General features: G+C 49.0%; 26 protein-coding genes, 7 tRNA genes and 1 rRNA gene. 3 read left to right on the top strand and 31 right to left on the bottom strand.

Going from position 1 to position 23,060, the window contains the following annotated elements; genetic code table 11:
- Positions 1–29: 29 nt before the first annotated feature.
- From KNQ08_RS11740 to KNQ08_RS11700, 9 genes are all read right to left on the bottom strand, one after another.
- Positions 30–1,388 (bottom strand): DUF4179 domain-containing protein, encoded by a 1,359-nt coding sequence (locus KNQ08_RS11740; RefSeq protein ID WP_050676901.1) that lies wholly within the window; start codon positions 1,386–1,388, stop codon positions 30–32.
- Positions 1,363–1,905 carry a sigma-70 family RNA polymerase sigma factor gene (locus KNQ08_RS11735; protein ID WP_050676900.1) on the bottom strand — a complete coding sequence of 181 codons (543 nt, stop codon included), beginning with the start codon at positions 1,903–1,905 and terminating at the stop codon, positions 1,363–1,365. Before KNQ08_RS11735 ends, KNQ08_RS11740 begins: the two co-directional genes overlap by 26 nt.
- Positions 1,906–2,007: 102 nt before the next feature.
- The gene (locus KNQ08_RS11730; protein ID WP_483299297.1) at positions 2,008–2,445 is read right to left on the bottom strand and encodes a GNAT family N-acetyltransferase; all 438 of its coding nucleotides are present in this window, start codon (positions 2,443–2,445) and stop codon (positions 2,008–2,010) included.
- Positions 2,446–2,552: 107 nt separating this feature from the next.
- Positions 2,553–3,254, bottom strand: a complete 702-nt coding sequence (locus KNQ08_RS11725) for a YjjG family noncanonical pyrimidine nucleotidase (RefSeq protein ID WP_214805809.1) — start codon at positions 3,252–3,254, stop codon at positions 2,553–2,555.
- A 2-nt stretch (positions 3,255–3,256) separates the two neighbouring features.
- On the bottom strand, positions 3,257–3,727 hold the full coding sequence (locus tag KNQ08_RS11720; RefSeq protein ID WP_214805806.1) for a DMT family transporter: 471 nt from the start codon (positions 3,725–3,727) through the stop codon (positions 3,257–3,259).
- 12 nt (positions 3,728–3,739) lie between these two features.
- The gene (locus KNQ08_RS11715) at positions 3,740–4,402 is read right to left on the bottom strand and encodes a Crp/Fnr family transcriptional regulator (RefSeq protein ID WP_058713385.1); all 663 of its coding nucleotides are present in this window, start codon (positions 4,400–4,402) and stop codon (positions 3,740–3,742) included.
- Positions 4,403–4,414: 12 nt separating this feature from the next.
- Positions 4,415–4,840, bottom strand: coding sequence for a DMT family transporter (locus tag KNQ08_RS11710; protein WP_023466686.1), 426 nt, complete (start codon positions 4,838–4,840; stop codon positions 4,415–4,417).
- 195 nt (positions 4,841–5,035) lie between these two features.
- On the bottom strand, positions 5,036–5,890 hold the full coding sequence (locus KNQ08_RS11705; protein ID WP_050676896.1) for a PPK2 family polyphosphate kinase: 855 nt from the start codon (positions 5,888–5,890) through the stop codon (positions 5,036–5,038).
- Positions 5,891–5,964: 74 nt separating this feature from the next.
- On the bottom strand, positions 5,965–6,819 hold the full coding sequence (locus tag KNQ08_RS11700; RefSeq protein ID WP_214805804.1) for an SDR family oxidoreductase: 855 nt from the start codon (positions 6,817–6,819) through the stop codon (positions 5,965–5,967).
- 122 nt (positions 6,820–6,941) lie between these two features.
- Here KNQ08_RS11700 and KNQ08_RS11695 point away from each other — a divergent pair, with 122 nt between their 5' ends.
- Positions 6,942–7,274: a winged helix-turn-helix transcriptional regulator gene (locus tag KNQ08_RS11695; RefSeq protein WP_353049228.1), complete on the top strand. Its 333-nt coding sequence runs from the start codon at positions 6,942–6,944 to the stop codon at positions 7,272–7,274.
- Positions 7,275–7,334: 60 nt separating this feature from the next.
- Here KNQ08_RS11695 and KNQ08_RS11690 read toward each other — a convergent pair whose 3' ends face one another.
- The 4 genes from KNQ08_RS11690 to KNQ08_RS11675 all read right to left on the bottom strand — a co-directional run bounded on the left by KNQ08_RS11690 (position 7,335) and on the right by KNQ08_RS11675 (position 10,338).
- Positions 7,335–8,327, bottom strand: a complete 993-nt coding sequence (locus KNQ08_RS11690) for an NAD(P)/FAD-dependent oxidoreductase (protein WP_214771960.1) — start codon at positions 8,325–8,327, stop codon at positions 7,335–7,337.
- Positions 8,328–8,391: 64 nt separating this feature from the next.
- The gene (locus tag KNQ08_RS11685) at positions 8,392–9,285 is read right to left on the bottom strand and encodes a phosphotransferase family protein (RefSeq protein ID WP_214805800.1); all 894 of its coding nucleotides are present in this window, start codon (positions 9,283–9,285) and stop codon (positions 8,392–8,394) included.
- The gene (locus KNQ08_RS11680) at positions 9,282–9,764 is read right to left on the bottom strand and encodes a GNAT family N-acetyltransferase (protein ID WP_214805798.1); all 483 of its coding nucleotides are present in this window, start codon (positions 9,762–9,764) and stop codon (positions 9,282–9,284) included. The genes KNQ08_RS11685 and KNQ08_RS11680 overlap by 4 nt, the downstream gene beginning before the upstream one ends.
- A 13-nt stretch (positions 9,765–9,777) precedes the next feature.
- Positions 9,778–10,338: an isochorismatase family protein gene (locus KNQ08_RS11675; RefSeq protein ID WP_214805796.1), complete on the bottom strand. Its 561-nt coding sequence runs from the start codon at positions 10,336–10,338 to the stop codon at positions 9,778–9,780.
- 129 nt (positions 10,339–10,467) lie between these two features.
- On the opposite strand from KNQ08_RS11675, the gene KNQ08_RS11670 reads away from it, so the two are divergent.
- Positions 10,468–10,641 (top strand): hypothetical protein, encoded by a 174-nt coding sequence (locus KNQ08_RS11670; protein ID WP_214805793.1) that lies wholly within the window; start codon positions 10,468–10,470, stop codon positions 10,639–10,641.
- Between the two features lie 38 nt (positions 10,642–10,679).
- Here KNQ08_RS11670 and KNQ08_RS11665 read toward each other — a convergent pair whose 3' ends face one another.
- The 9 genes from KNQ08_RS11665 to sigW form a co-directional block, all read right to left on the bottom strand.
- Complete coding sequence (locus KNQ08_RS11665) at positions 10,680–11,279, bottom strand: short chain dehydrogenase (RefSeq protein ID WP_149426613.1); 600 nt, start codon at positions 11,277–11,279, stop codon at positions 10,680–10,682.
- Positions 11,280–11,317: 38 nt separating this feature from the next.
- Positions 11,318–12,085: an alpha/beta hydrolase gene (locus KNQ08_RS11660; protein WP_149426612.1), complete on the bottom strand. Its 768-nt coding sequence runs from the start codon at positions 12,083–12,085 to the stop codon at positions 11,318–11,320.
- A 23-nt stretch (positions 12,086–12,108) separates the two neighbouring features.
- A complete protein-coding gene (locus tag KNQ08_RS11655; protein WP_214805791.1) occupies positions 12,109–12,675 on the bottom strand; it encodes a hypothetical protein in 567 nt (188 codons plus the stop codon).
- A 75-nt stretch (positions 12,676–12,750) separates the two neighbouring features.
- Complete coding sequence (gene glmS / locus KNQ08_RS11650; RefSeq protein ID WP_064300436.1) at positions 12,751–14,547, bottom strand: glutamine--fructose-6-phosphate transaminase (isomerizing); 1,797 nt, start codon at positions 14,545–14,547, stop codon at positions 12,751–12,753.
- Between the two features lie 412 nt (positions 14,548–14,959).
- Positions 14,960–16,315, bottom strand: coding sequence for a phosphoglucosamine mutase (gene glmM, locus KNQ08_RS11645; RefSeq protein ID WP_029343107.1), 1,356 nt, complete (start codon positions 16,313–16,315; stop codon positions 14,960–14,962).
- A gap of 29 nt (positions 16,316–16,344) precedes the next feature.
- Positions 16,345–17,631 (bottom strand): CdaR family protein, encoded by a 1,287-nt coding sequence (locus KNQ08_RS11640; protein WP_064300434.1) that lies wholly within the window; start codon positions 17,629–17,631, stop codon positions 16,345–16,347.
- Positions 17,631–18,491 (bottom strand): diadenylate cyclase CdaA, encoded by an 861-nt coding sequence (gene cdaA / locus KNQ08_RS11635; RefSeq protein WP_050676886.1) that lies wholly within the window; start codon positions 18,489–18,491, stop codon positions 17,631–17,633. The genes KNQ08_RS11640 and cdaA overlap by 1 nt, the downstream gene beginning before the upstream one ends.
- Before the next feature lie 79 nt (positions 18,492–18,570).
- Entirely contained in the window at positions 18,571–19,191 is a 621-nt protein-coding gene (locus KNQ08_RS11630) for an anti-sigma factor (protein ID WP_149426610.1), read from the bottom strand.
- Between the two features lie 16 nt (positions 19,192–19,207).
- Positions 19,208–19,771 carry an RNA polymerase sigma factor SigW gene (gene sigW, locus KNQ08_RS11625; protein ID WP_023466660.1) on the bottom strand — a complete coding sequence of 188 codons (564 nt, stop codon included), beginning with the start codon at positions 19,769–19,771 and terminating at the stop codon, positions 19,208–19,210.
- A 220-nt stretch (positions 19,772–19,991) separates the two neighbouring features.
- On the opposite strand from sigW, the gene tnpB reads away from it, so the two are divergent.
- Complete coding sequence (gene tnpB / locus KNQ08_RS11620; protein WP_214805789.1) at positions 19,992–21,164, top strand: IS200/IS605 family element RNA-guided endonuclease TnpB; 1,173 nt, start codon at positions 19,992–19,994, stop codon at positions 21,162–21,164.
- A gap of 78 nt (positions 21,165–21,242) precedes the next feature.
- Here the strand turns inward: tnpB and rocF are convergent, their stop codons facing one another.
- The 9 genes from rocF to rrf form a co-directional block, all read right to left on the bottom strand.
- Positions 21,243–22,151 carry an arginase gene (gene rocF / locus KNQ08_RS11615; protein WP_214724778.1) on the bottom strand — a complete coding sequence of 303 codons (909 nt, stop codon included), beginning with the start codon at positions 22,149–22,151 and terminating at the stop codon, positions 21,243–21,245.
- A 211-nt stretch (positions 22,152–22,362) separates the two neighbouring features.
- A tRNA-Ala gene (locus tag KNQ08_RS11610) sits at positions 22,363–22,438 on the bottom strand.
- Positions 22,439–22,447: 9 nt separating this feature from the next.
- A tRNA-Gly gene (locus tag KNQ08_RS11605) sits at positions 22,448–22,519 on the bottom strand.
- Positions 22,520–22,525: 6 nt separating this feature from the next.
- A tRNA-Lys gene (locus KNQ08_RS11600) sits at positions 22,526–22,598 on the bottom strand.
- 4 nt (positions 22,599–22,602) lie between these two features.
- Positions 22,603–22,686: transfer RNA gene (locus KNQ08_RS11595), tRNA-Tyr, on the bottom strand.
- A gap of 37 nt (positions 22,687–22,723) precedes the next feature.
- Positions 22,724–22,796: transfer RNA gene (locus KNQ08_RS11590), tRNA-Thr, on the bottom strand.
- A gap of 13 nt (positions 22,797–22,809) precedes the next feature.
- Positions 22,810–22,884, bottom strand: a tRNA-Glu gene (locus KNQ08_RS11585).
- 2 nt (positions 22,885–22,886) lie between these two features.
- Positions 22,887–22,961 (bottom strand) — tRNA-Asn (locus tag KNQ08_RS11580).
- A gap of 11 nt (positions 22,962–22,972) precedes the next feature.
- Positions 22,973–23,060: ribosomal RNA gene (gene rrf, locus KNQ08_RS11575) — 5S ribosomal RNA — on the bottom strand; the annotation flags it as partial.

Raw genomic sequence — 23,060 nt, 5'->3', positions numbered from 1 at the left:
AGTTCGACAGCATGCCAGGAGTCTCCTGTTTAATCGACGGTGAACGGAATCGGCTTCAAGTCGATTGGTGTATTCGTCACAGTGTTGGAATAGCCGGTTTGTAGATAGAAGTCATCGATTGCATCTATTTGTGACGCCGATAACGTGAACGTCGCCCGTAGTAGCTTTTGTTTCGCATCGATGACTTCAACAGTCGGTTTGATTTCGCGACCATCCGGTGGTTCGTTTCCTTGAATCAGGAACATACTGTTTTTAACATCCAACTTGATATCTGAAATTTTTTGATCCGAGTTCGTCAAGAAATCGACTTGTACGTGAGAACCGGACGTCTCTACCTTTTGAATCGTCATCTTCAATGGATGATGCGCATCTTGTTGCGTATAAGGGAAGGATGTCTTCTTTAGTGACAGCCAATGTGTCTTCGGTGAAAGGCTCAAAGAAGGATGCAACGTATAGGACCCGGATGGAATGACATAATTTCCGAATCGAATCCGCGAGACATCCGTTCGTTGCGACCCGGTAACTGTACCACTTACTAACGATGTTCCGACTGACCAGTTTTTGATGATTTCTTTCCCTTTATCATCAAATAGAGCCAGTTCTAGCCAATACTGATCCGCCTTCGGATAAACTGCCGTATAATCAAACGTCGTACTTGCCTGTCCTTTTGTCATTTGTTTCAACGTGATATCGACCGCATAATCAGGATTCTTCACCGTCGTATTAAACGTCTGTTCAATGGCTTGCAATCGTTTGACCGGAACCTCGAATTGCCAGTTCCCGTCTAGACCAAACATTTCCGAAATCACGAGTGGCACCTGCATGGAATCACTTAATTTCTGTAAGCCGACATCATATTCGATTCGCGCTTTCCAAACCTTACCGTCCTGTTTGAAATATGCCAGTTCTTGATTTTCAGTACCTTCGAATCGTTTATCCCCTTTGAACACTTCATAAAAAGCAGCTCGTTTCGTTTCGTTGACGTCTGGTACACCAGTTGCCGTCAAGTTCATCCCGATCGTCGTACCATCATAGTAGGCGTCGACGATCTTGATCGTAATGCCTTGATCCGTTACCGTCTGATCAATTGCTGTTGCAAGTTGTTTCTTCTCGATTTCCGTACCGACTGTGCCCTGTTCTATAAAGGGACGATACAGTCCACCAATCAATGGAACATGCGACATCGCGGAAGCGAACGGTGGAACGATGAACGTCGTCACGAATAGCGAGGCGGCAAGACCCGCAATGGCTACGTACTGTTTCCGACGAGGACGTACGTGTTGTCGTTCCGCTACACCTTGCGTAATGCCTTGACGAATCCGGTCTTGTAAGGCGTTCGTTGGAACAGGAATTTTTTCATAGTCATTTCGTAGATCGTGCTGTGCCATAATCCATTCCTCCTAACTGTATCTTCAATTCTTCGCGTCCTCGCTTTAAGTACGTCTTGACCGTATTGAGGGTAATGCCGATGAAGCTTGCGATCTCTTTCATCGGAATATCATGAAAATAGAAAAGAACTAAGACATCCCGATATTCTTTTCGCAAATGCGATAAAGCATGCACGAGATCGAGATGTTCGTCTCGCGATTGGTCTTCCTGTACCGGAACATGAAGTAAGATGTCATCTATTGGTTGTTGTTTTTCCAACACACGATAACAATTACGAATGAGGATTTTCGTGAGCCATGTCACGAAATGTTTCGGTTCCTTCACTTGTTCGATGGAGATGAACGCTTTATAAACTGTCTCTTGTACGACGTCTAAGGCATCGTGTTCGTTCTTCACATAAAGATATGCTGTTCGGTAGAGTTGTTCGCTATGTAGGAGCACCAATTGCTCAAACGCCGCTTCATCGTGCTTCATCGCACGGCGGACGAGTGTCGTGTGCTCGTTTCGTAAGTCCATCGTGTTCCCTCCCTTTACTTATTAGAGCATGATGAGCCGAGAAAAGTTTCAAAAAATATCCAAAAGAAAAGGACTCTTGCGTTTCAAGAGTCCCTCCATCCTTCAAATGTCTAATCGTACTGCCATTTCTCGCCCGAATCGGTCCCCGTGGTCGATGAAGCCGAGACTCGCATACAGACGGTGTGCCGCCTGATTATCCGGTCGATAGCCGACGACGATTCGTTTCGCTGCGGGTAACGTGCGCATCTCGTCAATCACAGCTTGCATCGCTAATCGTCCAATGCCGTTCCCTTGCTGCGCTTGATTGATCATGATGCGGTAAATCCAGTAGCCATCGAGTTCTTCTAGTTCCGTGTTGTACATCACAAAACCAACGACGGCTTCATCTGCAATGATCGCCCGAAGGACAAGGCTAGGTTCGAACTTCGCTTGCGCGATCGAGTAGACGTTCGCTTCCATGAAGTCTTGCTGTTCTGCTGTCAGTGTCAGCTCACAACACGCTTCCCAGTTCTCTGCTGTTACCGGTACAAGTTGAATCATGTTCATTTCCCCTTTTAGTTAGACAGGAGTTCCCTCCAGCGTCTGTTGATCACATCGTTGCACAGTGATCGCCCCCTTTCCTTCTCTTTCCTATCGGCTGACTCGCTTCATTGTTGAAGAACTGCTGCGTTTTCAAGCACCGCAGGAAGTTCGGCTAACGACGTAATCATAAATGTCGGCTTGATATCCGTCGCTGATTTTCCTTCCGGATTAAACCAACACGTTGCGATACCGGCTTGATTGCCACCTGCGATGTCAGCTGACAAGGAATCCCCGACGATGATCGTTCGCGCCGGGTCGAATTGCGGAATCCGCGCAAACACGTGGTTGAAGAATCCTGCCATCGGTTTTTGAAAACCTGTCTCTTCTGAAACGAAAATCGCTTCAAAGAAATCCGTTAATCCAGCGCCCTCGAGCCGTGCGCGTTGCGTCTTCGAAATACCGTTCGTGACGACGTACATCGTGACGTTTCCGGCTAGCTGCTCAAGCAGCGCCGTCGCACCCGGAATCAATTCTGTTCCTTGTGCGAGATAGCCGCGATACGTTTCGTCAACTTCTCGTCCGTCGACCGTCCGTCCTTCTTCCGCGAAGAACGTCACGAACCGTGAGTGAATGACTTCCTCGCGTGTCACCTCGCCTCGTTCAAGTGCTTTCCAAAGTGCTTGATTGAGTGTTTTATAGCGCGCTTCTCGCTCCGGCGTCCACTGCAACTCTTGTTGCTCGAGCAGGCGGCGAAAGGCAATCCGTTCCGTTGCTTCAAAATCGAGTAATGTATGGTCAATATCGAATAATACCGTCGTGTAAAACATATTCAAGCTCCTTTTCGTACGTGTTGTACAGTCGTTGTTTTCCCGCCCAGTTGAAATAACAGCACGCCGCCACCAATCAATAGGACACCGAGCGCTTTTGTCCATGTAAACGGAACGACTTGTAATCCGAACCAACCGAGCGTATCCCACAGTAAGGCAAACAGGATTTGTGATACCATGACGATTGAAATCGCACGACTCGGCCCGAGTTGTTGAACGCCTTGCGTCACACAGAGGACGACACCGACACCGATGATTCCGCTGAACCAAAACCAGGTTTGCGCCTCTTTTAGTGCAAATAGTTGTGATCCTTCGACGATCAGACCGATCGTCAGTGAAGCGAGGAACCCGAGTCCAAGGACTAGTGTCGTCGTTGCCCAAGCACCAACGTGTTCTTTGACTTTTGCGTTAAACGTATTTTGAATACAGACGAGCATGCCCCCACAAAGGGCAAGGATGATTCCCGTAACCATGTCGCACCTCCTTCATTCGTAAATGCTTTCTCCGACTCGCTCCATCAATCCGTCTCGATCAATGATCTCAATCGTATGCTGCGTCCGGCGAATCAACCCATCGTCGACGAACTGGCGTAAGACACGATTTACGTGACGATAACTCGTCCCGATCAAATCTGCTGCATCAACGAGTTCCTTACTTGCAAAAGCATCCGTATTAGGTGTCATCGACAGCAAATAACTGGCTAGCCGGACTTCGACCGGGTATAGCAGATTGAAGCTGAGCGTATGCGATTTCAATTCAAACTTTTTCGTGATCGTCTCGAGTAAAAATAATAGAAAGGCAGAATGATGTACACGTGCCTCTTCCAAATCCGGATAGGCGATGCGTAAGACGGTCACTGGTGTCACTGCCTCGACCGTGTTCATCAAATCAATCTTTCGGACGAACTCAATATCGCCGACGAGATCAAACGGATGCTTGAAGGACAACACGAGACGTTTCCCCGTTGCCGACATATGTGTGATCTTCAATTTCCCCTCGACGAGCAGGTAAAGTTCATGCGCAACATCGCCTTGTCGGCATAAAGCCTCACCCGGTGCGAACGTCTGGATGTGCATCGCCTTGCGTAGCGATGCATCAAAGACATGCGTTAACTGATACCGTTCCAAATAGGTCACAATGTCCGTCACTTCTTCTCCTCCTTAACTCTTTAAGATGAAGATGCCTGCGACCATCATCAAGATGCCAATGATCTGCGGTCCCCGCAGTCGACGTTTCATGACGCCGAACCAGCCTCTTCCGTCAATCCAGAGTGCAAGCGCTAATTGCGCCAACAAAAAGAGCGAAATCGTCAAGGTCACGCCCATCCGGTGGACAGCCGTCATGTTGCTGAATAATATGATCGCTGCAAAGGCACCGCCTGCCAGATAAAGCGGTTTGACACGTCGCATCGCTGAAAAACTGCGATCCCGTAAGACGATCGCTAAGAGGATCGCAACGATGAACCCGGTCATCTGGGTAATCGTCGCCGCTTGCCACGTACCGATCGTTTGACTAATCCGAGCATTAGCGACACTTTGAAGCGTCAAGAAAAAGCCACCAGCAATCGCAAATAAGACACCACGCATGTGCATACTCCTCTCCTGTTCCATGATACTTTCATTTAACGAGAGTCCTTCTGATTTGAACAGGACATTTGTCCTAAGATATGAAGAAGTTCATACTTTATGATGGCTAAAAAAGATTTCATACAAAGCCAAGTGTATCAAAAAAGCGATTCTTCTCAGCAAGAGAACAATCGCTTTTTTCTGTATTTAAGTGATTTATGCTTCTTCTTCCAATCGTTTAATCGCTTCATCTAGTTGTTCCTGATCCTCTTCCGACAACTTCGGATATTGCGGATCAATTTCCTTCAGGACGTCATTCATGACTTCGGTGACGATATAGCGGGAATACCATTCATCATCTGCTGGCAAGATGTACCACGGTGCATACGATGTCGACGTCGCTGAGACGAGCTCAGCAAAAATTTCATGGTATTCGTCCCAGTGCTTGCGTTCCTCAATGTCACTGAACGAGAATTCGAAGTTTTTCGTTGGATCCTTTAGACGAGTCAACAACCGTTGCCGTTGCTCCTCTTTTGAGACATGGAACAAAAACTTGACGACCCGGAAGCCGTTCTCGACGAGATAGCGTTCAAAGTCATTGATTTGGCGATAGCGCATCTGCCACACATCTCCGTCATCCGGCTTTTCTTCTTCCTCGAGCAAATCATGGATTCGTGGCGCAATGACTTCCTCATAATAGGAACGGTTCAAGATGCCGACTTCCCCTTTTTCCGGTAGTCCTTCGTGGATCCGCCATAGATAATCATGTTTTTGCTCCGTATCCGACGGTTTTTTAACGGAAATCGTCCGGAGTCCTTGTGCGTTCAAGTTGGAAAAGATGTAGCTGATCGCCTCATCCTTCCCCGCTGCATCAATCGCTTGCAGGATGACGAGGACGCCGTTCTTTTCTTCAGCATGCAACCGCCAGTGTAACTCTTGTAACGTCTCGACACTTTTGGGAATCCGCTTCTCTCGCAATTCCGCTTCCGAAATCTCATGTTTTTCTGATGTCGGGTAATTCGAAAACGAGACTTGCTCGCCTTCCTTAACACGATAGGATGACAGTTTCATGATAGGGTTCCTCCTTCAATTGCTTCTAAAAGAGGTTTACCCTACTCGTTCATCCTAAAAACGTTCAGATGAACTCATCTTTTAAAAAGGAGGCGTACTCCCTCTTCCAGCGTCGTCACGGGACGACCGAGTAATTCTTCAAAATCAGTACTTTCCACTGCAAGAGTCCCTGCTGCGATATCTGCCTGGATACCAGTCAGCATTGGAATCAAGAAGTCAGGTAAGCCGGCTGCTTGCATCCGCTCGCCATAGGTCGCGCCATCTACTTCATCTAAAGCGACCGGTCGGTTAAGCACTGTTCCGACTGCAGTCGCGAGTTCTGCTTGTGTATGCAACGGACCTGATAGTTCATAGATCGCTTTTGGATGCTCAAGTGTCAGTCCCGTCGCAATCGCTAGCGCATACTCATCTTGTAACGCCCATCCGACTTTGCCTTCACCTGCTGCCGTTAACCAGTCTGCGCCTTGTGCGACAGCCTCAATCGTTCCGAGTTCATTTTCGAGATACCAGTTGTTGCGGAAAAAGACATACGGGATACCTGTCGCTTGAATCGCTTCTTCTGTGACCCTATGTGTTCGCGCAAGTCCGTTTGTGCTGTGTGCCGCATTGGCGATACTCGTATAGCCGATCAGCTTGACGCCTGCCGCTTTTGCTGCCGTTACGGCGGCTTGATGTTGCCGGATCCGTGTTGCTTCTTCACCGTCCGTCGAGATGATCAGCAGACGATCGATGCCTTGAAACGCGTGTCCGAGTGTTTCTGGCTGATCGAAATCACCATGCCGGACGTCGATTCCTTGCGCTGCAAGCGACGCTGCTTTTTCAACGTCACGGACACTAACCGCTACATGTTCGTTACCGACTTCTTCACTGAGATGTTGCACGATCCGTGCACCTAATTTTCCGGTTGCTCCTGTAATTAACCATTTCATGATGAAACCACTCCTTTTAAGTTTGATGTTGTTCTTCATGATACGCCAGGTGATACACTAAAAAAAGTAGGCACTTATCTGAAACTAGGTCCCTCAAAACGAACCAATGGGAGAGGATGAACGTGGCTGTATTCGATTCAACGACCAATCAACGGACGGCTTGTCCAGTCACTCGGGTGCAACAGATGGTCGCTGGCAAATGGAAGATCATCTTGCTGTGGCACCTGACACACGGGACACATCGTTTTCATGAACTGCAACAATTAACAGGTATCTCTAAAGGAACATTGACGTGTCAGCTTCGCGAGCTCGAGGCGGATGGTTTGATTCAACGGCACGTCTTTGGCGAAGTTCCTCCTCGCGTTGAATATTCCCTGACGGATGCCGGACATAGTTTTTTACCGATTCTTGATCAAATGGCAGCCTGGAGTGAACAACACTTCCAAGCGGAATGATCGTGAGTAACAAAAAACATGCGCTTCTTCTCGATTCAGAAAAGAAGTGCATGTTGTCGTTCATTCCGTCGCTGTCACCGTCTGACGTAAGTGGGTATCAATCGCCTCCGCGACGCGTAATCCGGAGATGACAGCACTCTCGACGCGCGTCCGTCCTGACGCATCATCGGCTTCAAGGAACGCATCACCAGCAAGCCAAAGCGGATGTGCCGCCAGTTTCAAATGCGGTGTCCGGTAAACCGCGCGTGCCTGGGCGTAACGCCAACGCTTGAGCTGACGCGAGATAATCGTCACCGGTCCGAGTTGCTGTTGTAACAGACGCTCGACTTCAGCGAGTGTCTCTTCTTCCGGGCGCGTGTACCAGTCTTCACTGAAGCGGGCTGTCATATAGACGCTCAAGAGTGTCGTCTTCGAAATCTTCTTCTCGGCATTATTAACGAGCTTCAACATCCCATCGACGAGATGTTCGTCTTGTAGACCGACTTCTCCGATCGTGAGTCGCTCTTCGATTTCAAACAGACCAACGAATGTCGGCTCGAACGTCACTTGACGTAACTGCTCATGATCGTCATCTCCGAGCGCCAGATCAGAAGACTGCAACAGTTCATATGCTTGCGGCACAGGCGCCGTCACGAGTAACGCATCATACGCACCTTGATGATCTGTCGCTTGTGTGACGAGTTCGCCCTCCGTTGCCGTAATATGCGTGACCTGTTCATTCAACTGGACGGGAATCCCTCGACCAATGGCTTGTACGAGTTGATTCATGCCGTTCGTCGCGACATAGCGTGGAAAATCTGTGCCGAACCACTTACGAACCCATCCCTTCTCAAGCCATTCGTCGACTTCGCGTCCTAACTCTTCCGTCCGGACCGTGAAGAAGACGGCACCATGATCCGCTGTTCCTTCATCAATCCGACGAGTCGCCATTCGCCCCCCGACGCTCTGGCTTTTTTCGATGATTTCAACAGCATGTCCTGCTGCCTGCAATTGACGTGCCGCAAAAATCCCGGCGAGTCCACCGCCGATGATTCCGATTCGTTTCCCTGTCATCTTGCTTCCCCCTCATATTCCTCATTTCCCTAAGTATAGAGGTTTCTTCCAAGACATGGGTGAATCAATACCCGTCCGATATGCTCGTCGTCTGTAATTCCTGCTTGATGAGCACGATGTTCTCCTCAAAGAACGCCTGGTGCTCTTCTAGTCCACGTTTGATGCACCACCCGACGGCCGTGAGTGCTTCCCACAAACGATAGTATGCCAAATACGTCTCGATTGGCACGTCTGGGTGTAGCGTCGCGTATCCTTCTTGAAATGCCGTTACGTAAATGGAATCGAACGTATTGAGATTACGGACGATCTTCGTGAAGTCCATCTCGATCGCCCCATAGCGGGTCGTCTCGAAATCGATCACCCCTGTGACTTGATCACCTACCGTCAGTAAATTCGCTAGGCGGAAGTCACAATGTGTGGCAACAGGACGTGAAGGCTCAGGTAACGACTGTTCTCGTCTGACTAACTCTGTTTGGATGTTCTCTAAAAAAACGGGGTCGAGTTCGGACGTGATGAACGGCATGAATCCATCGAGTTTTTCATTCCGGAAGCGTCGCCAGTCCTGAACCGGATAGGCATAAAATCCATCTTCCGTATACTCGCCATAAGCTTCTCCTGTACACGTATGCAGCATTGCGAGCGTTCGACCAATTTCGGACGCCAATTTTTTAGTCATCGTGACCGGTGCCTGTCCCGGTAAGGCAGCAAGTACGAACGACCCGGTCGTCTGTCCAGGAGCTGCTTCAGCTAAGATGTGCGGCACGGGTACAAACCCTTCTAGTACATGAATCCAGCCACGCTCCCGGTACCACTTTTCAGCCGTATATGGGCGCTTCAAGAAAACAACCTGATCATCCGTTAGGACGAGACGATCGACTTCAGAACTATACGATTCGTCGACAGTCGTGCATGCTGCGACGTCGAGTTGAAAATGTTCAATCCATTCGTCTCGTGTCATTCCGTCGTCCCCACTATTTTCTGTAGCGTTTCACCTGGTAGACCGTCAATCGGTCCAACATAGGTCGATTCAAAACCTAATCCGATCAAAATACGGCGCGATGCTTCATGCGCTGGATCAATCGTTGCCGTGACGACCTGTAGCTCTTCTTCTATCGCTAACTGTAAGAGACGCTCTGCAATCGCTGTGCCGTATCCGCGTCCCCACTGATCGGGTAGCAGCATGTAACCGAGCTCTGCTTCGAACGGTTGCGTTTGACTCCGGGTCATGTGCCCGATTCCAATCCATGTCTCTTCGGCATAAATCAGATACGATCCGAGTCGGTCGTGCTGCTGTTGTTCAAGGATTCGCTCAAAGCGTTGTTTCGTTTCCGTATCTGTTAATGCCTGTTCCGTGATGTAACGCATGACACGTTCGTCTTGGACGAGCGTCGCGTAGCGTTCGTAATCAGACGCTGTTATTTTTCGTAATTCAATCATCTTATTCTCCTCTTCATGTCCGGTAGTCATTGTGGGTTGGGGTGAAGACATCTTCCGTCGACGGACGAACGATCGCAAAATGTTCGACGTTATAATGACCGTGCAAGACTTGATTGTGGTGGGCGATCATTTGCTCCGGCGTCAGGACATCGGACCCGTTCGTCGTATGCCCATCGGCGACGAGTGTGACATCAAAGCCATGCACCGTCGCACTGCGCACCGCGGTATCGATGCAGTGTTCCGTCTTACAGCCTAAGATGATCAGATGTTCAATCGATGCTTGGCGTAGATAATCGAGCAAGGGGGTACCATGAAACGCATTCGTTGCTGCTTTATCAAAAGTAACACTCGACGCTGGAACGGGAATCGAGTCATGAACTGCAAACCCAGGTCCAATTCCACCAGCGACGTCCAGATCACGAATGAAGACGATCGGGATGTTCCTTTCGTCTGCTTCAAGTACGACTGCTTCGATGACATGCGCGACTTGTTCTTTTAAGTATACCGGACGTTCTTCCGTGTTTCCGTCGACGAGTTCCTTTTGAAAATCAATCACTAGGACCGCTTGTTTCATCGTCATGTTCCTCCTTGTAAAATCGACTGCTTGTTTCCTTCCCGTTCATCTGAATGATTTCCTGCTCCTGACAGACGCGAAACTTTTTAGCTGTTGGATTCGTTAAGAAGAAGGAAAGGATGTGTCTGGATGATTTGGTTTGGCGTCATCTTCTTATGTGTGCTTCTTGTCAATCTGACACTGGAGAAACTGATCATGAACCGGACGATGACACGTCGCTGGTTCGTACGCAACTTACTCATTTGTCTCGGGATCACTCTATTACTATTCGGAATCGAACGTTATGTCATATCCGAATTCTAAAAAAGCAGATAGCGATTTTCGCTACCTGCTTTTTTTAGTTAATAGACTTCGTAATTTTGCCCCGTCTGCGCCCCTTCGACACTCTTTTCGAACGCGGTCGCGACACGTGACGCCGGAACGGCTTCAAAACCACGGAAGAAGGGTCCGTACTTCTCGAGCGACTCAATCAGTACGTTCGGACTGACGCTGTTGATTCGAATACCTCGTGGCATCTCGATTGCTGCTGCATGAACGAACGCTTTAACCCCACCGTTTGCAAGCGCTGCGGATGCGCCTTGGCGAATCGGATCGTCCATCATGATGCCGGTCGTCAGCGTAAAGCTTCCTCCGTCTCGTACTGACGGTAAACCAAGTAGGACCAGATTGACCTGACCTTTTAGTTTACTGTCGATTCCAATTTGATTAAGCTCCGGTGTTAAGTCCGTCAATGGACCAAAATGAGCGCCACCTGTGGCACTGATAACAGCATCAACAGAACCGACTGTTTCATACATCGCTCGGATACTTGCTTCTGACGTAATATCGACTTGCACATCCGCTCCGCTTCGTCCGGCACGAATGATGTCATGCCGCTCACTCAGCCGTTCGACGACTGCCTGCCCAATCGTTCCGCTTGCTCCTACTACTAAAATTCGCATGATCCCTTCCCCTTTCACGTCTAGCTTACCTATCTAGCCTACTGCACAGCAGCTGATGGTTTCAAGGAATCTACCGGATGCGTCTTCAAGAAGACGAGGATTTCTTCGAATAAACGTTGTTTATCCCGATCGAGCGTTAGTAAATGTTTACTGTTCGGAAGAAGGACCTTCTTCTGATCTCGGCTCGGCACTGTCGTTTCGATTCGATTGAGACTCGCATGATAGACGGCATCATCTAAGGCACCAAGGAACAAGGCGATGGGTTGCGTGATTTTCGGCAAGACGACTCCTGTGTCGAGAATGAACTGTTGCAGTGCCCGTAAGTCTTTTTCTGGGCGTGGAAAATGACGGTCGACAAAGTCTACGATCCACTCCGGTGAACGATCGTCAAATTGAAAATACCGTTCTGTATACCGACGGACGCGGTGCTCGAGTCCCGCAATCGTCCGCTCAAGAATCGGCGTCGAGAGTAAGATGAGTCCGGCACATCCTGACTGTTCTGCTAGTCGAAGTGCCATCACTCCACCGAGTGATTGTCCGATCAAAAAGATGTCTTTGTGTCCTCGATCTTGTAAAAACGCGAGTCCGACTTGCGCGGACTGCCAGACGTCTTCGATCGTCGTCTCAAACAAGCGCTCCGGCGATTCCCCGTGCCCGGCGTAATTGGGCGCGTAACAGGTATACCCGGCTGCATGTAAAAAACGAGCGAGTCCCCGCATCTCATTCGCACTTCCAGTAAAACTATGTAACAACAAAACAGCAGGTCCGGGTCCTTCTAAGTACAGATCCTTTGATTTTGTAATCAAGTTCGCCCCTCCTTTTCATCTCTTCACACTTCCTCTACCGAAGCATCCTCCCGTAACGATTCTATAATCCGAAAGCCTGGGTAGTCCGCTTCGGATCGTCGTTCGCCACTTGACCGATAATAAGCATTCCAGTAACTGATCATCCGGTCTTCGATTCGCTTCATGTATGCCGGATCATCCTCGACGAACCGCCGCTTCACTTCCGGATCCCATTGCTCGATTGCGGGTACGATGATGTCGACGATGTCACGGACGTACTCACTAGCAAGTTCGATGATATAGGCAAGAACCCATCCGTCGTGTGGATGGTTTTTAAGTAACTGCTGAAGATAATGCTCACGAACATGACCATCATGGTGACGGGTGTAGAGACAATATAACATCGTTTGTTGTGTCGACGTCAGTTCCTCGATCCGCTCCGAGTCGATTTCTGACACGTATAAACGCATCGGAATCTGTATCTGTTCCTGCTCTACTTTCACTTTGATTGTTCCTGGTGATAAGCGTGTCCATGCAAATGGTAAACACGCTTTAACGACCCGAACGTCCTGTTCATATCTCTTAGGAAATGCGGTGATCCAGCGGTTCATCTCGTTCTCCTCCTAATATAAAAACTCCAAACGGCAGACGCTTACACGCCTGTCATTTGGAGTCGATTTGTTTCCTTATTCAACCGTTACCGACTTCGCCAAGTTACGTGGCTTATCGACGTCACAGTCGCGACCGAGTGCCGCGTAGTATGAGATCAATTGAAGTGGCAAGACAGACAAGAGCGGTGACAAGAGTGGCTCGACTGCTGGGATGACGAATGCATCTGTTGGCAATTCAAGACCTTCTGCTGCGATGACACACGCGTTTGCCCCACGTGCGACGACTTCCTTGACGTTCCCACGGTTGTTGAGGTGAACGTGTGGTTGTGTCACGAGCGCGATGACCGGTGTGTTGTCTTCGATCAAAGCGATCGGACCGTGCTTGAGCTCTCCACCCGCGTATCCTTCTGCTTGGATATACGAGATCTCTTTGAGTTTCAATGCACCTTCCATCCCGACGTATGCATCTTGTCCACGACCGATGAAGAACGCGTTACGTGACTCAGACAAGTACTCTGTCGCGATTTCTTGGAAACGATCTTTTTGAGACATGACCGATTCCATCGCACTTGAGATTTTACCGAGTTCCTTCATGAGATCGAAGTTGACGGCAACTCCTTTTGCTTGAGCAAGGTCAAACGCAAGGACAGCAAGGACAGCGATTTGAGCTGTATACGCTTTTGTTGAAGCAACGGCGATTTCTGGACCCGCGTGGAGCAACAATGTTGCGTTTGCTTCACGTGACAATGTTGATCCTGGAACGTTCGTGATCGTCAGTGCCGGGTGACCAAGTTTCTTCGCTTCGACGAGAACAGCACGGCTATCCGCTGTTTCACCTGATTGTGAAAGGAAGAGGAAGAGCGGTTTCTCTGTCAATAATGGCATGTTGTATCCGAACTCAGAAGAGATGTGCACTTCTGTCGGGATGCCTGCGATTTGTTCGATCAACTGTTTCCCGATCAAACCAGCATGGTAGCTTGTTCCGCAACCAATGATATAGACACGGTCACGACCGAGTACGAGATCACGGACCGATTGGTCGAGTGTGATGTCGCCTGCTTCGTTTTGATATTTTTGAACGATGTTACGAATGACCGCTGGTTGCTCATCCATCTCTTTGAGCATGTAGTGCGCGTACGTTCCTTTTTCGATATCTGATGCATCGATTTCAGCCGTGTACGCTTCACGCTCTTGGACGTTCCCATCGAGATCTTGGATTGTGACGCTATCACGCGTCAAAATGATCATCTCACCATCATGCAACTCGATGAATTGATCCGTTACTTGTAACATTGCCATTGCGTCTGACGCGACGACGTTGAACGTACCGTCACCGAGACCAACGAGAAGTGGTGATTTGTTTTTTGCGACGTATAAGACGTCTGGATTTTCCGCATCGATCAATGCGAGGGCATACGAACCGTGCAAGACGCGGAGTGTTTGACGGAATGCTTCCGCGACGTCACCTGTCTCGTTGAAGTTCTTTTCGATCATCTGAACGATGACTTCTGTATCCGTGTCGCTGAGGAGATCGACATTCAATTCTGCTTTTAGCTGCTCATCGTTTTCGATGACGCCGTTGTGCACGAGTGTGAAACGTGCTGACGCACTTTGGTGCGGGTGCGCGTTTGGTACGCTTGGAACACCGTGTGTTGCCCAGCGTGTGTGTCCGATTCCGACTGTGCCGTCTGCATCAGCAGGAACGACTTCGCGTAGCGCAGCAATCCGGCCTACTTCTTTATGGACTTGGACGCCGTCGTTGACGAACGCAAGACCTGCCGAGTCATAGCCGCGGTACTCGAGCTTCTCGAGACCTTTTAATAAAATTTCCTTCGTGTTGACTTGTCCGATCATACCTACGATTCCGCACATGTTACATCTCTCCATTTACAAGTATTTCCCTAAAGAGGAAACGGCTCTTGTTGAGAGGATCCCGATCGGTCTGTTTGTCCGTCCAATCACTTGGACGATTTCAGAACGATTTACGGTATGGATCTGGTACCGGGAGGCATCCGCCGAATGATTCGATAAACCTCCACCTCGTCAGCTTTCATCCTACGAAGAAAGCCCTGGCGCTTCTTGTTTCCGTCTGACCCCGTTTCTGTCCGACTTCACCATCATACGAACTTTAATCTGAAAAAGCAAGAAAGGTAACGTATTTGTAACTATTCCCGATATTTTTCTAATCAATACGTATAATCCCTATATTTTGTAAAAATATCAATCTGTTTTTCTAAAATAATTGTAAAAAAAGAAGCAGAGCAATCGCTCTGCTTCGGGCTGCTTAGTTTTCTTGTAACGCGTAGTTCTCACGAACGACGTTCGCGATCCGCTCGACGTATGCATCACATGCTTCTTGTGTCGGAGCTTCTGCCATGACACGAACGAGTGGTTCTGTTCCTGACGCACGAACGAGGATCCGTCCGTTCCCCGCCATCTCCGCTTCGACTTCGGCAATGATTGCTTGCACGGCAGGACCGCTCATTGCGCCATTTTTGTCTGAAACACGGATGTTTACGAGACGTTGTGGGAAGATCGGCATCTCAGCTGCAAGTTCCGATAACTTCTTCCCTGTCGCTTTCATGATTTGCAACAACTGGACGCCTGACAACATGCCGTCCCCTGTCGTTGAGTAGTCCATGAAGATGATGTGCCCCGACTGTTCGCCACCGAGTGTGTAGTCGTTCTTACGCATCTCTTCGACGACATAACGGTCACCGACTGCTGTCTGAAGCGCCGTCATCCCATTTTCTTCGACGGTTTTATGGAAACCAAGGTTACTCATGACCGTCGCGACGATCGTGTTGTCTTTCAGACGACCGAGTTCGTTCAAGTATTTTCCGCAGATGAACATGATTTTATCGCCATCGACGATATCGCCGTTCTCATCGACTGCAATCAAGCGGTCGCCGTCTCCATCAAACGATAAACCAACGTCTGCGCCTTTTTCCTTAACGAAGGCAGCGAGATGTTCAGGGTGTGTCGAACCGACACCATCATTGATGTTGAGTCCGTTCGGAGTTGTACCGATCGTCGATACTTCTGCTTCCAAGTCACCGAATAGACGTGGTGCGAGGCTTGACGTCGCCCCGTGTGCGCCGTCGATCGCGACATGGATGCCTGAGAAATCTTCATCCGATGTCTGACGAAGCATGTGGAGATATTTCTGAGCCCCTTCATAGTAATCATGAACGAAGCCGAGTTCTTTTCCGGCTGGGCGTGGCAATGTATCTTCTGCTTCATCGAGTAATGCTTCGATTTCAAGTTCTGTTGCGTCATCGAGCTTAAAGCCGTCTGAACCGAAGAACTTAATCCCGTTATCTTCCACTGGATTGTGCGATGCAGAGATCATGACTCCGGCTGTCGCATCCATCGTTTTTGTCAGGTATGCGACACCTGGTGTCGAGATGACACCAAGACGCATGACTTCTGCACCGATTGATAACAGACCCGCGATAAGTGCATTCTCAAGCATTTGACCAGATACACGTGTATCGCGTCCAATCAAGACTTTTGGTCGTGTGCTTTCGTGTTTCGTCAACACGTAACCACCTGTTCGACCGAGGCGATACGCAAGTTCCGGTGTCAATTCTACGTTTGCGACGCCGCGTACGCCGTCAGTTCCAAAATACTTACCCATGTGTTATTTCCTCATTTCACTAATTTGTTTTAATTGGTCGGAATGGATGTCCGGGGAATCGCTTTTAATGTGACATCCATATTATCCGGACGCAGGACATCAAAGGCTTTTGATGTCTGATACGAGATCGGCAATCCATGCGTTCCTTCTTTTAATCCTGTCACGTCGATGACCGCTTTGATATCCGTCGCATCAATCGATGCTAAATCAGATTCTTTCCCACGGACGACGACATCAATCGTTTGATTATAATCAATCGTATACTTTGATTCATCGAATCCATTCAACGTGACCGTCACACCCGGAATCGTTTTCTCCGCTCGATCCTCGACGGTTTCTGTCGTCGAATTGGCATTTTCTTTTTCGACGACGATATTGACGGTGACCTGTGTCGGATCCATCGCTGTCGCGTTTTCCGGTTCGACGAGTTTGACGGTTTTTTCCGTCGTCTTCGTCAATCCTTTGAGCGAGACCGCTTCTGTATCAACAGAACCGATACGCTCTAGTTCTTCTTTTGTTCCATATAGACGAGCTTCCGTTGTGACGGGAACGATCTTGACGACAGTATACCCTTTTTTAACGTTGTCTTTTGTCTTCACATTAATCGGTACCGTCTTACTTTCCTTATAGATCGGTACTGTGATTTCTAATTGTTCCGGTTGATAAGATGCACTGATCGTATTCCCGTTCGTGTCAGTCGCTTTAGCATTGAACGTCTCTTTGAACGTCTCTGCCCGACCGGTCACATCGATCGGTACTTGGATTGCTGAAATCGCCTGTAACTTCTCCGCGCCTCCTGTGACTTCAACAGTTTGTTGGTTCGGCTGCGCTTCCCCAGCGACATATCCTTCAGCGATTTTGTTTTTATTGAGTAAAGCGACTTGTACCGGTACTTCCTTTGTAATCTTCTTATCGAGGAAGACTTCAATCGTTTCCTGTTTTGGCGTCACCTCGACATCTTTTCCGAAGCCAGTTGCTGTGACACGGACACGATGATAGCCAGGGTCGAGTCCTTTCAAATCAATCGATAATCCAAAATCTTGGACGAGCCGGAGCATCGTCAAGCTACTCGACGGACCTTTGACGGTCACTTCCATACTATCTGGAATATTATAGGCGACCCACTGCGATTCATCATACTGGACCGTGACCGGCACGTCAAATTTCGTCGAACCTTGTCCTGCGATCGGTAATAGACTAGCAGCATCACTTTTTCCCGTCGTATTCGAACCTGCGACCATCAAATACAACATGACGGCTAAGGCGACGGCAACGATGCGTAAAAACCAGCGTTCATTGAACCACTTTTCGAACATTATTTTTTCGCCCCCATCCAGTTCAAGAAGGAAGTATTCGTCGGTTCGGCCTTGACGATCGTCTCAAGTAACTTTGTCCGTAATGATTCTTCGTCGAGTTCCCGGTACAGACGTCCATTGATAGCGAGTGAGACACCACCCGTTTCTTCCGAGACGACGAGCGTGACGCTATCCGTCACCTCACTGACACCGATGGCAGCACGGTGACGTGTTCCAAGCTCTTTTGAGATATGTGCACTCTCAGACAGCGGTAAGTAACAAGCAGCTGCTGCTAACTTGCCTTGCTGGACGATGACGGCACCATCATGTAAGGGTGTATTCGGAATGAACAAGTTGATCAGCAACTGACTCGTGATTTGTGAACCGAGCGGAATGCCCGTCTCCACGTATTCACTCAGTCCTGTCTCGCGTTCAATCGTCACGAGTGCTCCGATACGCCGTTTTGACATGTACTGAGCAGACGATACGAGTGCATCGACGATTCGAACTTGTTCATCTTCATCACTGATGGCACTACGTGAGAAAAATTTACTCGTTCGTCCTAAGTGTTCCAGTCCACGCCTTAGTTCGGGTTGGAAGATGATGATAATCCCCAGTAACCCGTAGGTGATGATTTGATTCAATAAGAATTGCAATGTTTTGAGTCCAAAAAAGCCACTCAAGAACCAACTGATCAAAATGACCGAGATCCCTTTAATGAGCTGGACTGCTTTTGTTCCTTTGACGATGATCATGAGACGGTAAATGACGAACGTCACGACCGCAATATCAATCACGTCATTAATATAATCGTACCAATGTACGTTTTCTCCCAGTTTCAACAATTGAAATTGAAGTGGTTGCCAGCTGAAGTAATTCACCAACCGTGCCCCCTAACTCATCTGATTTAAACAGTTTCCATTATAGCACAAAGGGACGAGTTCGACTCGTCCCAGCTGATTATTGAAATAGACGCTTGATTCCGTACCAAACGCGTTCGAATAATTGATCAATTTCCTTGATTTCTCCGGTCACGCTACCAGCACTCGCCGTGTACGCTTTCCCGTCAACAGTCATGACATCGCCATTGACTTTCCCTTCGATTCGAACGTTCCCGCCTTCAACATATAGATCTTGATCGACCGTGACGCCTTTCGGGACGACGACCTCGCCATTTTGAGCGACGATACCTGGTGCATTCGTATAGGATAAGTCATGTTCTTCTTGTGCCATATAACCACCTAGGCTACCGACCGACAAGAGTAAGAAAACAGCCGCTGCCGCGAGCAATGGGTACTGCTTCATCTTACCTCCAAAACGAGACGGTTGCGGTTGGTGCAGCAAAGCAGCGCTTGGCGTATCCACCTGGTCGGGCAATTGTGCCAGCACGCGGGATGTAAAATCTGCCGATAATTTGGGCGCTGGAAGTTGACGCAGTCGAGCATCAAGGAGTCGATACTCTTCGAACTCGTCCATCGCGTCTACTTCTCGTAACTCTGCTTCTAATCGCTCGAATTCCTCAGGTGGTTGGTTTTGGTCTAAATAATCCTGGATCCGTTCATGTACATGCTCTCGTGACATGGTGAGTTCCTCCTTCTCATCGTTTGGCAAAATGCTTCTTCAGCGCTTCTCGTCCACGATGAATTCTAGTTTTGACAGTAGCGACAGGTAATTCGATCATTTCACTGATTTCCTTTAGCGAAAGATCCTCTACATATTTCAGGACGAGTGGGACACGGTATTTTTCTGGTAAAGCCGCAATCGCGTCCCCGACTTCGTTTCGTTGCTCGTTATCGACCACTTGGTCCTCCGGCAAGGTGTCCTTGCTCTCGAGTTGTGAATACAATGTCAGTCCTTCAGTACCTGACATCTCAGCATCAAGAGAATAATCAGGTTTCTTTTTCCGTAATCGGTCAATCGATACGTTCGTGACGATTCGGTACAACCAAGTCCGGAACTTCCATTGTGCATTATACGAATCAATTTTCGTAAATACACGAATGAAGGCTTCTTGTGTCGCATCCTCCGCTTCCATTCGATCGCGCAAGACACGGAAAGCCACAAGAAAGGCACCTTCCTTATATAGATCAACAAGTGCCGCGAATGCATCACGGTCTCCCTGTTTCACTCGCTCAATTAAGCGTAGTGTCGTTTCTTCCACTTTGAATACCCCCCGCTCTATGCGGTCAATCTCTTATACGAAGTCGACCGATAAATGTTTCATCTCCTTTTAAATTGTAACAAAAAAACTTGAACCCCGATGAAAAGAGTTCAAGTTCTATCTAAATTAGGCGAGAGCACTCCCACTTCTAAACGAAGTGAAAGTGGGAGGTGAATCGCCCCTCCCTTTCGGGTATAAACCTTTCTAGGAGGTGAAAAATATGTGGAAGCATAAGGCCTACAAATTCAGGATCTACCCGACAAAAGAGCAGGAAATCCTGATTGCGAAGACCATTGGTTGTTCGCGCTTCGTCTTCAACCACTTCTTAGCGAAGTGGGAGGAGACGTATAAAGCGACAGGCAAAGGACTGTCATACGGTTCTTGTTCAAAAGAAATCCCGATGCTGAAGCAAGAGTTCGACTGGCTGAGAGAAGTCGATAGCCATTCGCTTCAATCGAGTGTCAAACATCTTTCCGATGCGTTTGACCGCTTCTTCAAGAAGCAGAATGAACGGCCCCGATTCAAATCGAAGCGTCATCCCGTCCAATCCTACAAAACCAATATCGAGAAAAAGAACCAACTTCCCGAAGTGTCAATCGTCGGCAACAAGCTCAAACTGCCTAGGCTGAAGTGGGTACGTTTTGCGAACTCGAGGCAGGTAGCAGGACGAATCTTGAACGCGACAATCCGACGTACCGCTTCAGGCAAATACTTCGTCTCCCTTCTCGCCGAGCAGGAGATCCACGAACTGCCGAAGACGGGTTCATCGGTCGGTGTCGATGTCGGGTTGAAGCACTTCGCCGTCCTGTCAGACGGCACCCTCTACCAAAACGACCGTTACTTCCGAACGCTTGAGAAGAAGCTCGCGCGCGAGCAACGCAAGCTCTCTCGACGTCAGCGCATAGCCTTGGATAAAAAAGTCAAGCTGTCCGAGGCGAGGAACTATCAGAAGCAAAAGCGGAAGGTCGCCCGCATCCACGAAAAGATTGCCAACAAACGCACCGACTTCCTGCACAAGGTATCGGCCGAGATCGTCAAAAACCACGACGTCATCGGCATCGAGACCTTGCAGGTGAAAAACATGCAGAAGAACCGCAGGTTGAGCAAGTCCATCTCCGAGGTCAGCTGGTCAGCGTTCTTCCGCATGCTGGAGTACAAAGCAAACTGGTACGGGAAGACCATTGTGAAGGTCAGGAAGACCTTCGCATCGAGCCAACTGTGCTCGAGTTGCGGTCATCAACACCAAGACGTGAAACGTCTTGGCTTGCGCGAATGGACATGCCCGGGTTGCGGTATCCACCACGACCGTGATGTGAATGCAGGACTGAATCTCAAACAAGAAGCCGAACGCCTCTTAGCTTCTTCAACCGTCGGGACGACGGGGTTAGCCTGATCAGGTTTCGACCGTTAGGTCGGATCACCCAGGAATCCTCCACCTCTAAGCAAAGCGCAGGTGGAGGTAGTTCAACCATTATTTTACTAAGCGATGTGTTTCCATTGCCAAAAGTAGATCTCCGATCAGTTCATTCGCAAGTTCTGCTGTTCCGTTTCCTTCTTCAAGCAACGGATTCACTTCAACGAATTCAGCTGCAATGAAGTCTTCTGCCGTTGCGCAATGCTTGAGCACCGTCTTCGCATCGTCTAAGAAAATGCCATCGGCGACACGTGTTCCTGTACCGACGACGAGCGATGGATCGAGACCATCCATATCAAAGCTAAGATAGAACGCATCCGTCGTTTCCTTCAAATAGGCAATCGCTTCTTCCATGATTGCGTCCATTCCCCGAGTTCGGATCGCTTCCATATCATAGACACGAATACCAAGACGATCGATCAGCTCTTGTTCCCCTGGATCAACGTCACGTAATCCGATGAAGACGAGGTGTTCCGGTTGCAGCTTGATATCTGTTCCTCCGACTTCCGTTAAACGCTGATGTCCTTCCCCAAGGGCTACAGCGAGCGGCATACCGTGGATGTTACCAGACGGTGATGTTTCCGGTGTATTCAAATCACCGTGTGCATCGAACCAGATGACGCCAAGACGTGGTACAGTCTGACGTAACCCTGCAATCGTTCCGATCGCCATGCTGTGATCACCACCGACTAATAACGGAAAACGTTGCTCCGATAACGCATCACGTACAATTAGATGCAAGTCATTCGTCGTATGGACGACGCCTTCAAGACGTTTCAGCTTCGGATCTTCTTCTCGAACCGCATCCTCGGATAAGACAGCCGCTTCCCCGTAGCGTACTGCTTCTTGTCCCCGTGCTTCGAGTGTCGCGAGTAGACCCGCTTTTTCGACAGCAGCAGGTCCGTGTTCAGTGCCCGGCTTTCCTTGTCCATAACGGTACGGTACGCTGATATACGCAATGTTCATACGATATTCCCCCTATGTCATAGTCACTTCTACACATATTGTAAGCGGTAACAAACAAGTGGTTCAACTCAACAAAAAAACGCATGAATATACAAAAAAACACCGTGAAGGGAATCACGGCGTTCTTGCGTACGTACTCTGGTTATGCTTGGCATTTCATATAAAAAAAACTTAAGACGAACGAAACTCGCTTAAGATCTTTAAATAAAATTGGTGGAGCCTAGCGGGATCGAACCGCTGACCTCCTGCGTGCAAGGCAGGCGCTCTCCCAGCTGAGCTAAGGCCCCAAAAGAAAAAGCGGAAGACGGGATTCGAACCCGCGACCCCGACCTTGGCAAGGTCGTATTCTACCACTGAACTACTTCCGCAAGAAATGAGCCATGCAGGATTCGAACCTGCGACCCTCTGATTAAAAGTCAGATGCTCTACCAACTGAGCTAATGGCTCGACATGGTGGGGGGGGGCGGATTCGAACCGCCGAACCCGAGGGAGCGGATTTACAGTCCGCCGCGTTTAGCCACTTCGCTACCCCCCCAGTTTGTCTAGGAAACTTATACAATTGAGAAAAACAGTGCCGGCAACAGGAGTCGAACCCGCGACCTACTGATTACAAGTCAGTTGCTCTACCAGCTGAGCTACACCGGCACAAAAAGTATAATGGTGACCCGTACGGGATTCGAACCCGTGTTACCGCCGTGAAAGGGCGGTGTCTTAACCGCTTGACCAACGGGCCATTGGCTCCGCAAGTAGGATTTGAACCTACGACCTACCGGTTAACAGCCGGTTGCTCTACCACTGAGCTATTGCGGAATAAATTAAATGCCTGGCAACGTCCTATCCTCACAGGGGGAAGCCCCCAACTACTTTCGGCGTTCAAGTGCTTAACTTCCGTGTTCGGCATGGGAACGG

Origin of the sequence: Exiguobacterium sp. s46 (assembly GCF_018618875.1) — a bacterium.
Taxonomy (GTDB): domain Bacteria; phylum Bacillota; class Bacilli; order Exiguobacteriales; family Exiguobacteriaceae; genus Exiguobacterium_A; species Exiguobacterium_A abrahamii.
The sequence above is the reverse complement of the archived record's forward strand: the minus strand, read 5'-3'. Positions and strand labels throughout refer to the sequence as shown.

What these genes read in the sequence shown, in the direction of transcription:
- KNQ08_RS11740 (WP_050676901.1), bottom strand. Translation starts at nt 1,388, where the DNA reads ATGGCACAGCACGATCTACGAAATGACTATGAAAAAATTCCTGTTCCA.
- KNQ08_RS11735 (WP_050676900.1), bottom strand. Translation starts at nt 1,905, where the DNA reads ATGGACTTACGAAACGAGCACACGACACTCGTCCGCCGTGCGATGAAG.
- KNQ08_RS11730 (WP_483299297.1), bottom strand. Translation starts at nt 2,445, where the DNA reads ATGATTCAACTTGTACCGGTAACAGCAGAGAACTGGGAAGCGTGTTGT.
- KNQ08_RS11725 (WP_214805809.1), bottom strand. Translation starts at nt 3,254, where the DNA reads ATGTTTTACACGACGGTATTATTCGATATTGACCATACATTACTCGAT.
- KNQ08_RS11720 (WP_214805806.1), bottom strand. Translation starts at nt 3,727, where the DNA reads ATGGTTACGGGAATCATCCTTGCCCTTTGTGGGGGCATGCTCGTCTGT.
- KNQ08_RS11710 (WP_023466686.1), bottom strand. Translation starts at nt 4,840, where the DNA reads ATGCGTGGTGTCTTATTTGCGATTGCTGGTGGCTTTTTCTTGACGCTT.
- KNQ08_RS11705 (WP_050676896.1), bottom strand. Translation starts at nt 5,890, where the DNA reads ATGAAACTGTCATCCTATCGTGTTAAGGAAGGCGAGCAAGTCTCGTTT.
- KNQ08_RS11700 (WP_214805804.1), bottom strand. Translation starts at nt 6,819, where the DNA reads ATGAAATGGTTAATTACAGGAGCAACCGGAAAATTAGGTGCACGGATC.
- KNQ08_RS11690 (WP_214771960.1), bottom strand. Translation starts at nt 8,327, where the DNA reads ATGACAGGGAAACGAATCGGAATCATCGGCGGTGGACTCGCCGGGATT.
- KNQ08_RS11685 (WP_214805800.1), bottom strand. Translation starts at nt 9,285, where the DNA reads ATGACACGAGACGAATGGATTGAACATTTTCAACTCGACGTCGCAGCA.
- KNQ08_RS11680 (WP_214805798.1), bottom strand. Translation starts at nt 9,764, where the DNA reads ATGATTGAATTACGAAAAATAACAGCGTCTGATTACGAACGCTACGCG.
- KNQ08_RS11675 (WP_214805796.1), bottom strand. Translation starts at nt 10,338, where the DNA reads ATGAAACAAGCGGTCCTAGTGATTGATTTTCAAAAGGAACTCGTCGAC.
- KNQ08_RS11670 (WP_214805793.1), top strand. Translation starts at nt 10,468, where the DNA reads ATGATTTGGTTTGGCGTCATCTTCTTATGTGTGCTTCTTGTCAATCTG.
- KNQ08_RS11665 (WP_149426613.1), bottom strand. Translation starts at nt 11,279, where the DNA reads ATGCGAATTTTAGTAGTAGGAGCAAGCGGAACGATTGGGCAGGCAGTC.
- KNQ08_RS11655 (WP_214805791.1), bottom strand. Translation starts at nt 12,675, where the DNA reads ATGAACCGCTGGATCACCGCATTTCCTAAGAGATATGAACAGGACGTT.
- glmS (WP_064300436.1), bottom strand. Translation starts at nt 14,547, where the DNA reads ATGTGCGGAATCGTAGGTATGATCGGACAAGTCAACACGAAGGAAATT.
- glmM (WP_029343107.1), bottom strand. Translation starts at nt 16,315, where the DNA reads ATGGGTAAGTATTTTGGAACTGACGGCGTACGCGGCGTCGCAAACGTA.
- KNQ08_RS11640 (WP_064300434.1), bottom strand. Translation starts at nt 17,631, where the DNA reads ATGTTCGAAAAGTGGTTCAATGAACGCTGGTTTTTACGCATCGTTGCC.
- KNQ08_RS11630 (WP_149426610.1), bottom strand. Translation starts at nt 19,191, where the DNA reads ATGTCACGAGAGCATGTACATGAACGGATCCAGGATTATTTAGACCAA.
- tnpB (WP_214805789.1), top strand. Translation starts at nt 19,992, where the DNA reads ATGTGGAAGCATAAGGCCTACAAATTCAGGATCTACCCGACAAAAGAG.
- rocF (WP_214724778.1), bottom strand. Translation starts at nt 22,151, where the DNA reads ATGAACATTGCGTATATCAGCGTACCGTACCGTTATGGACAAGGAAAG.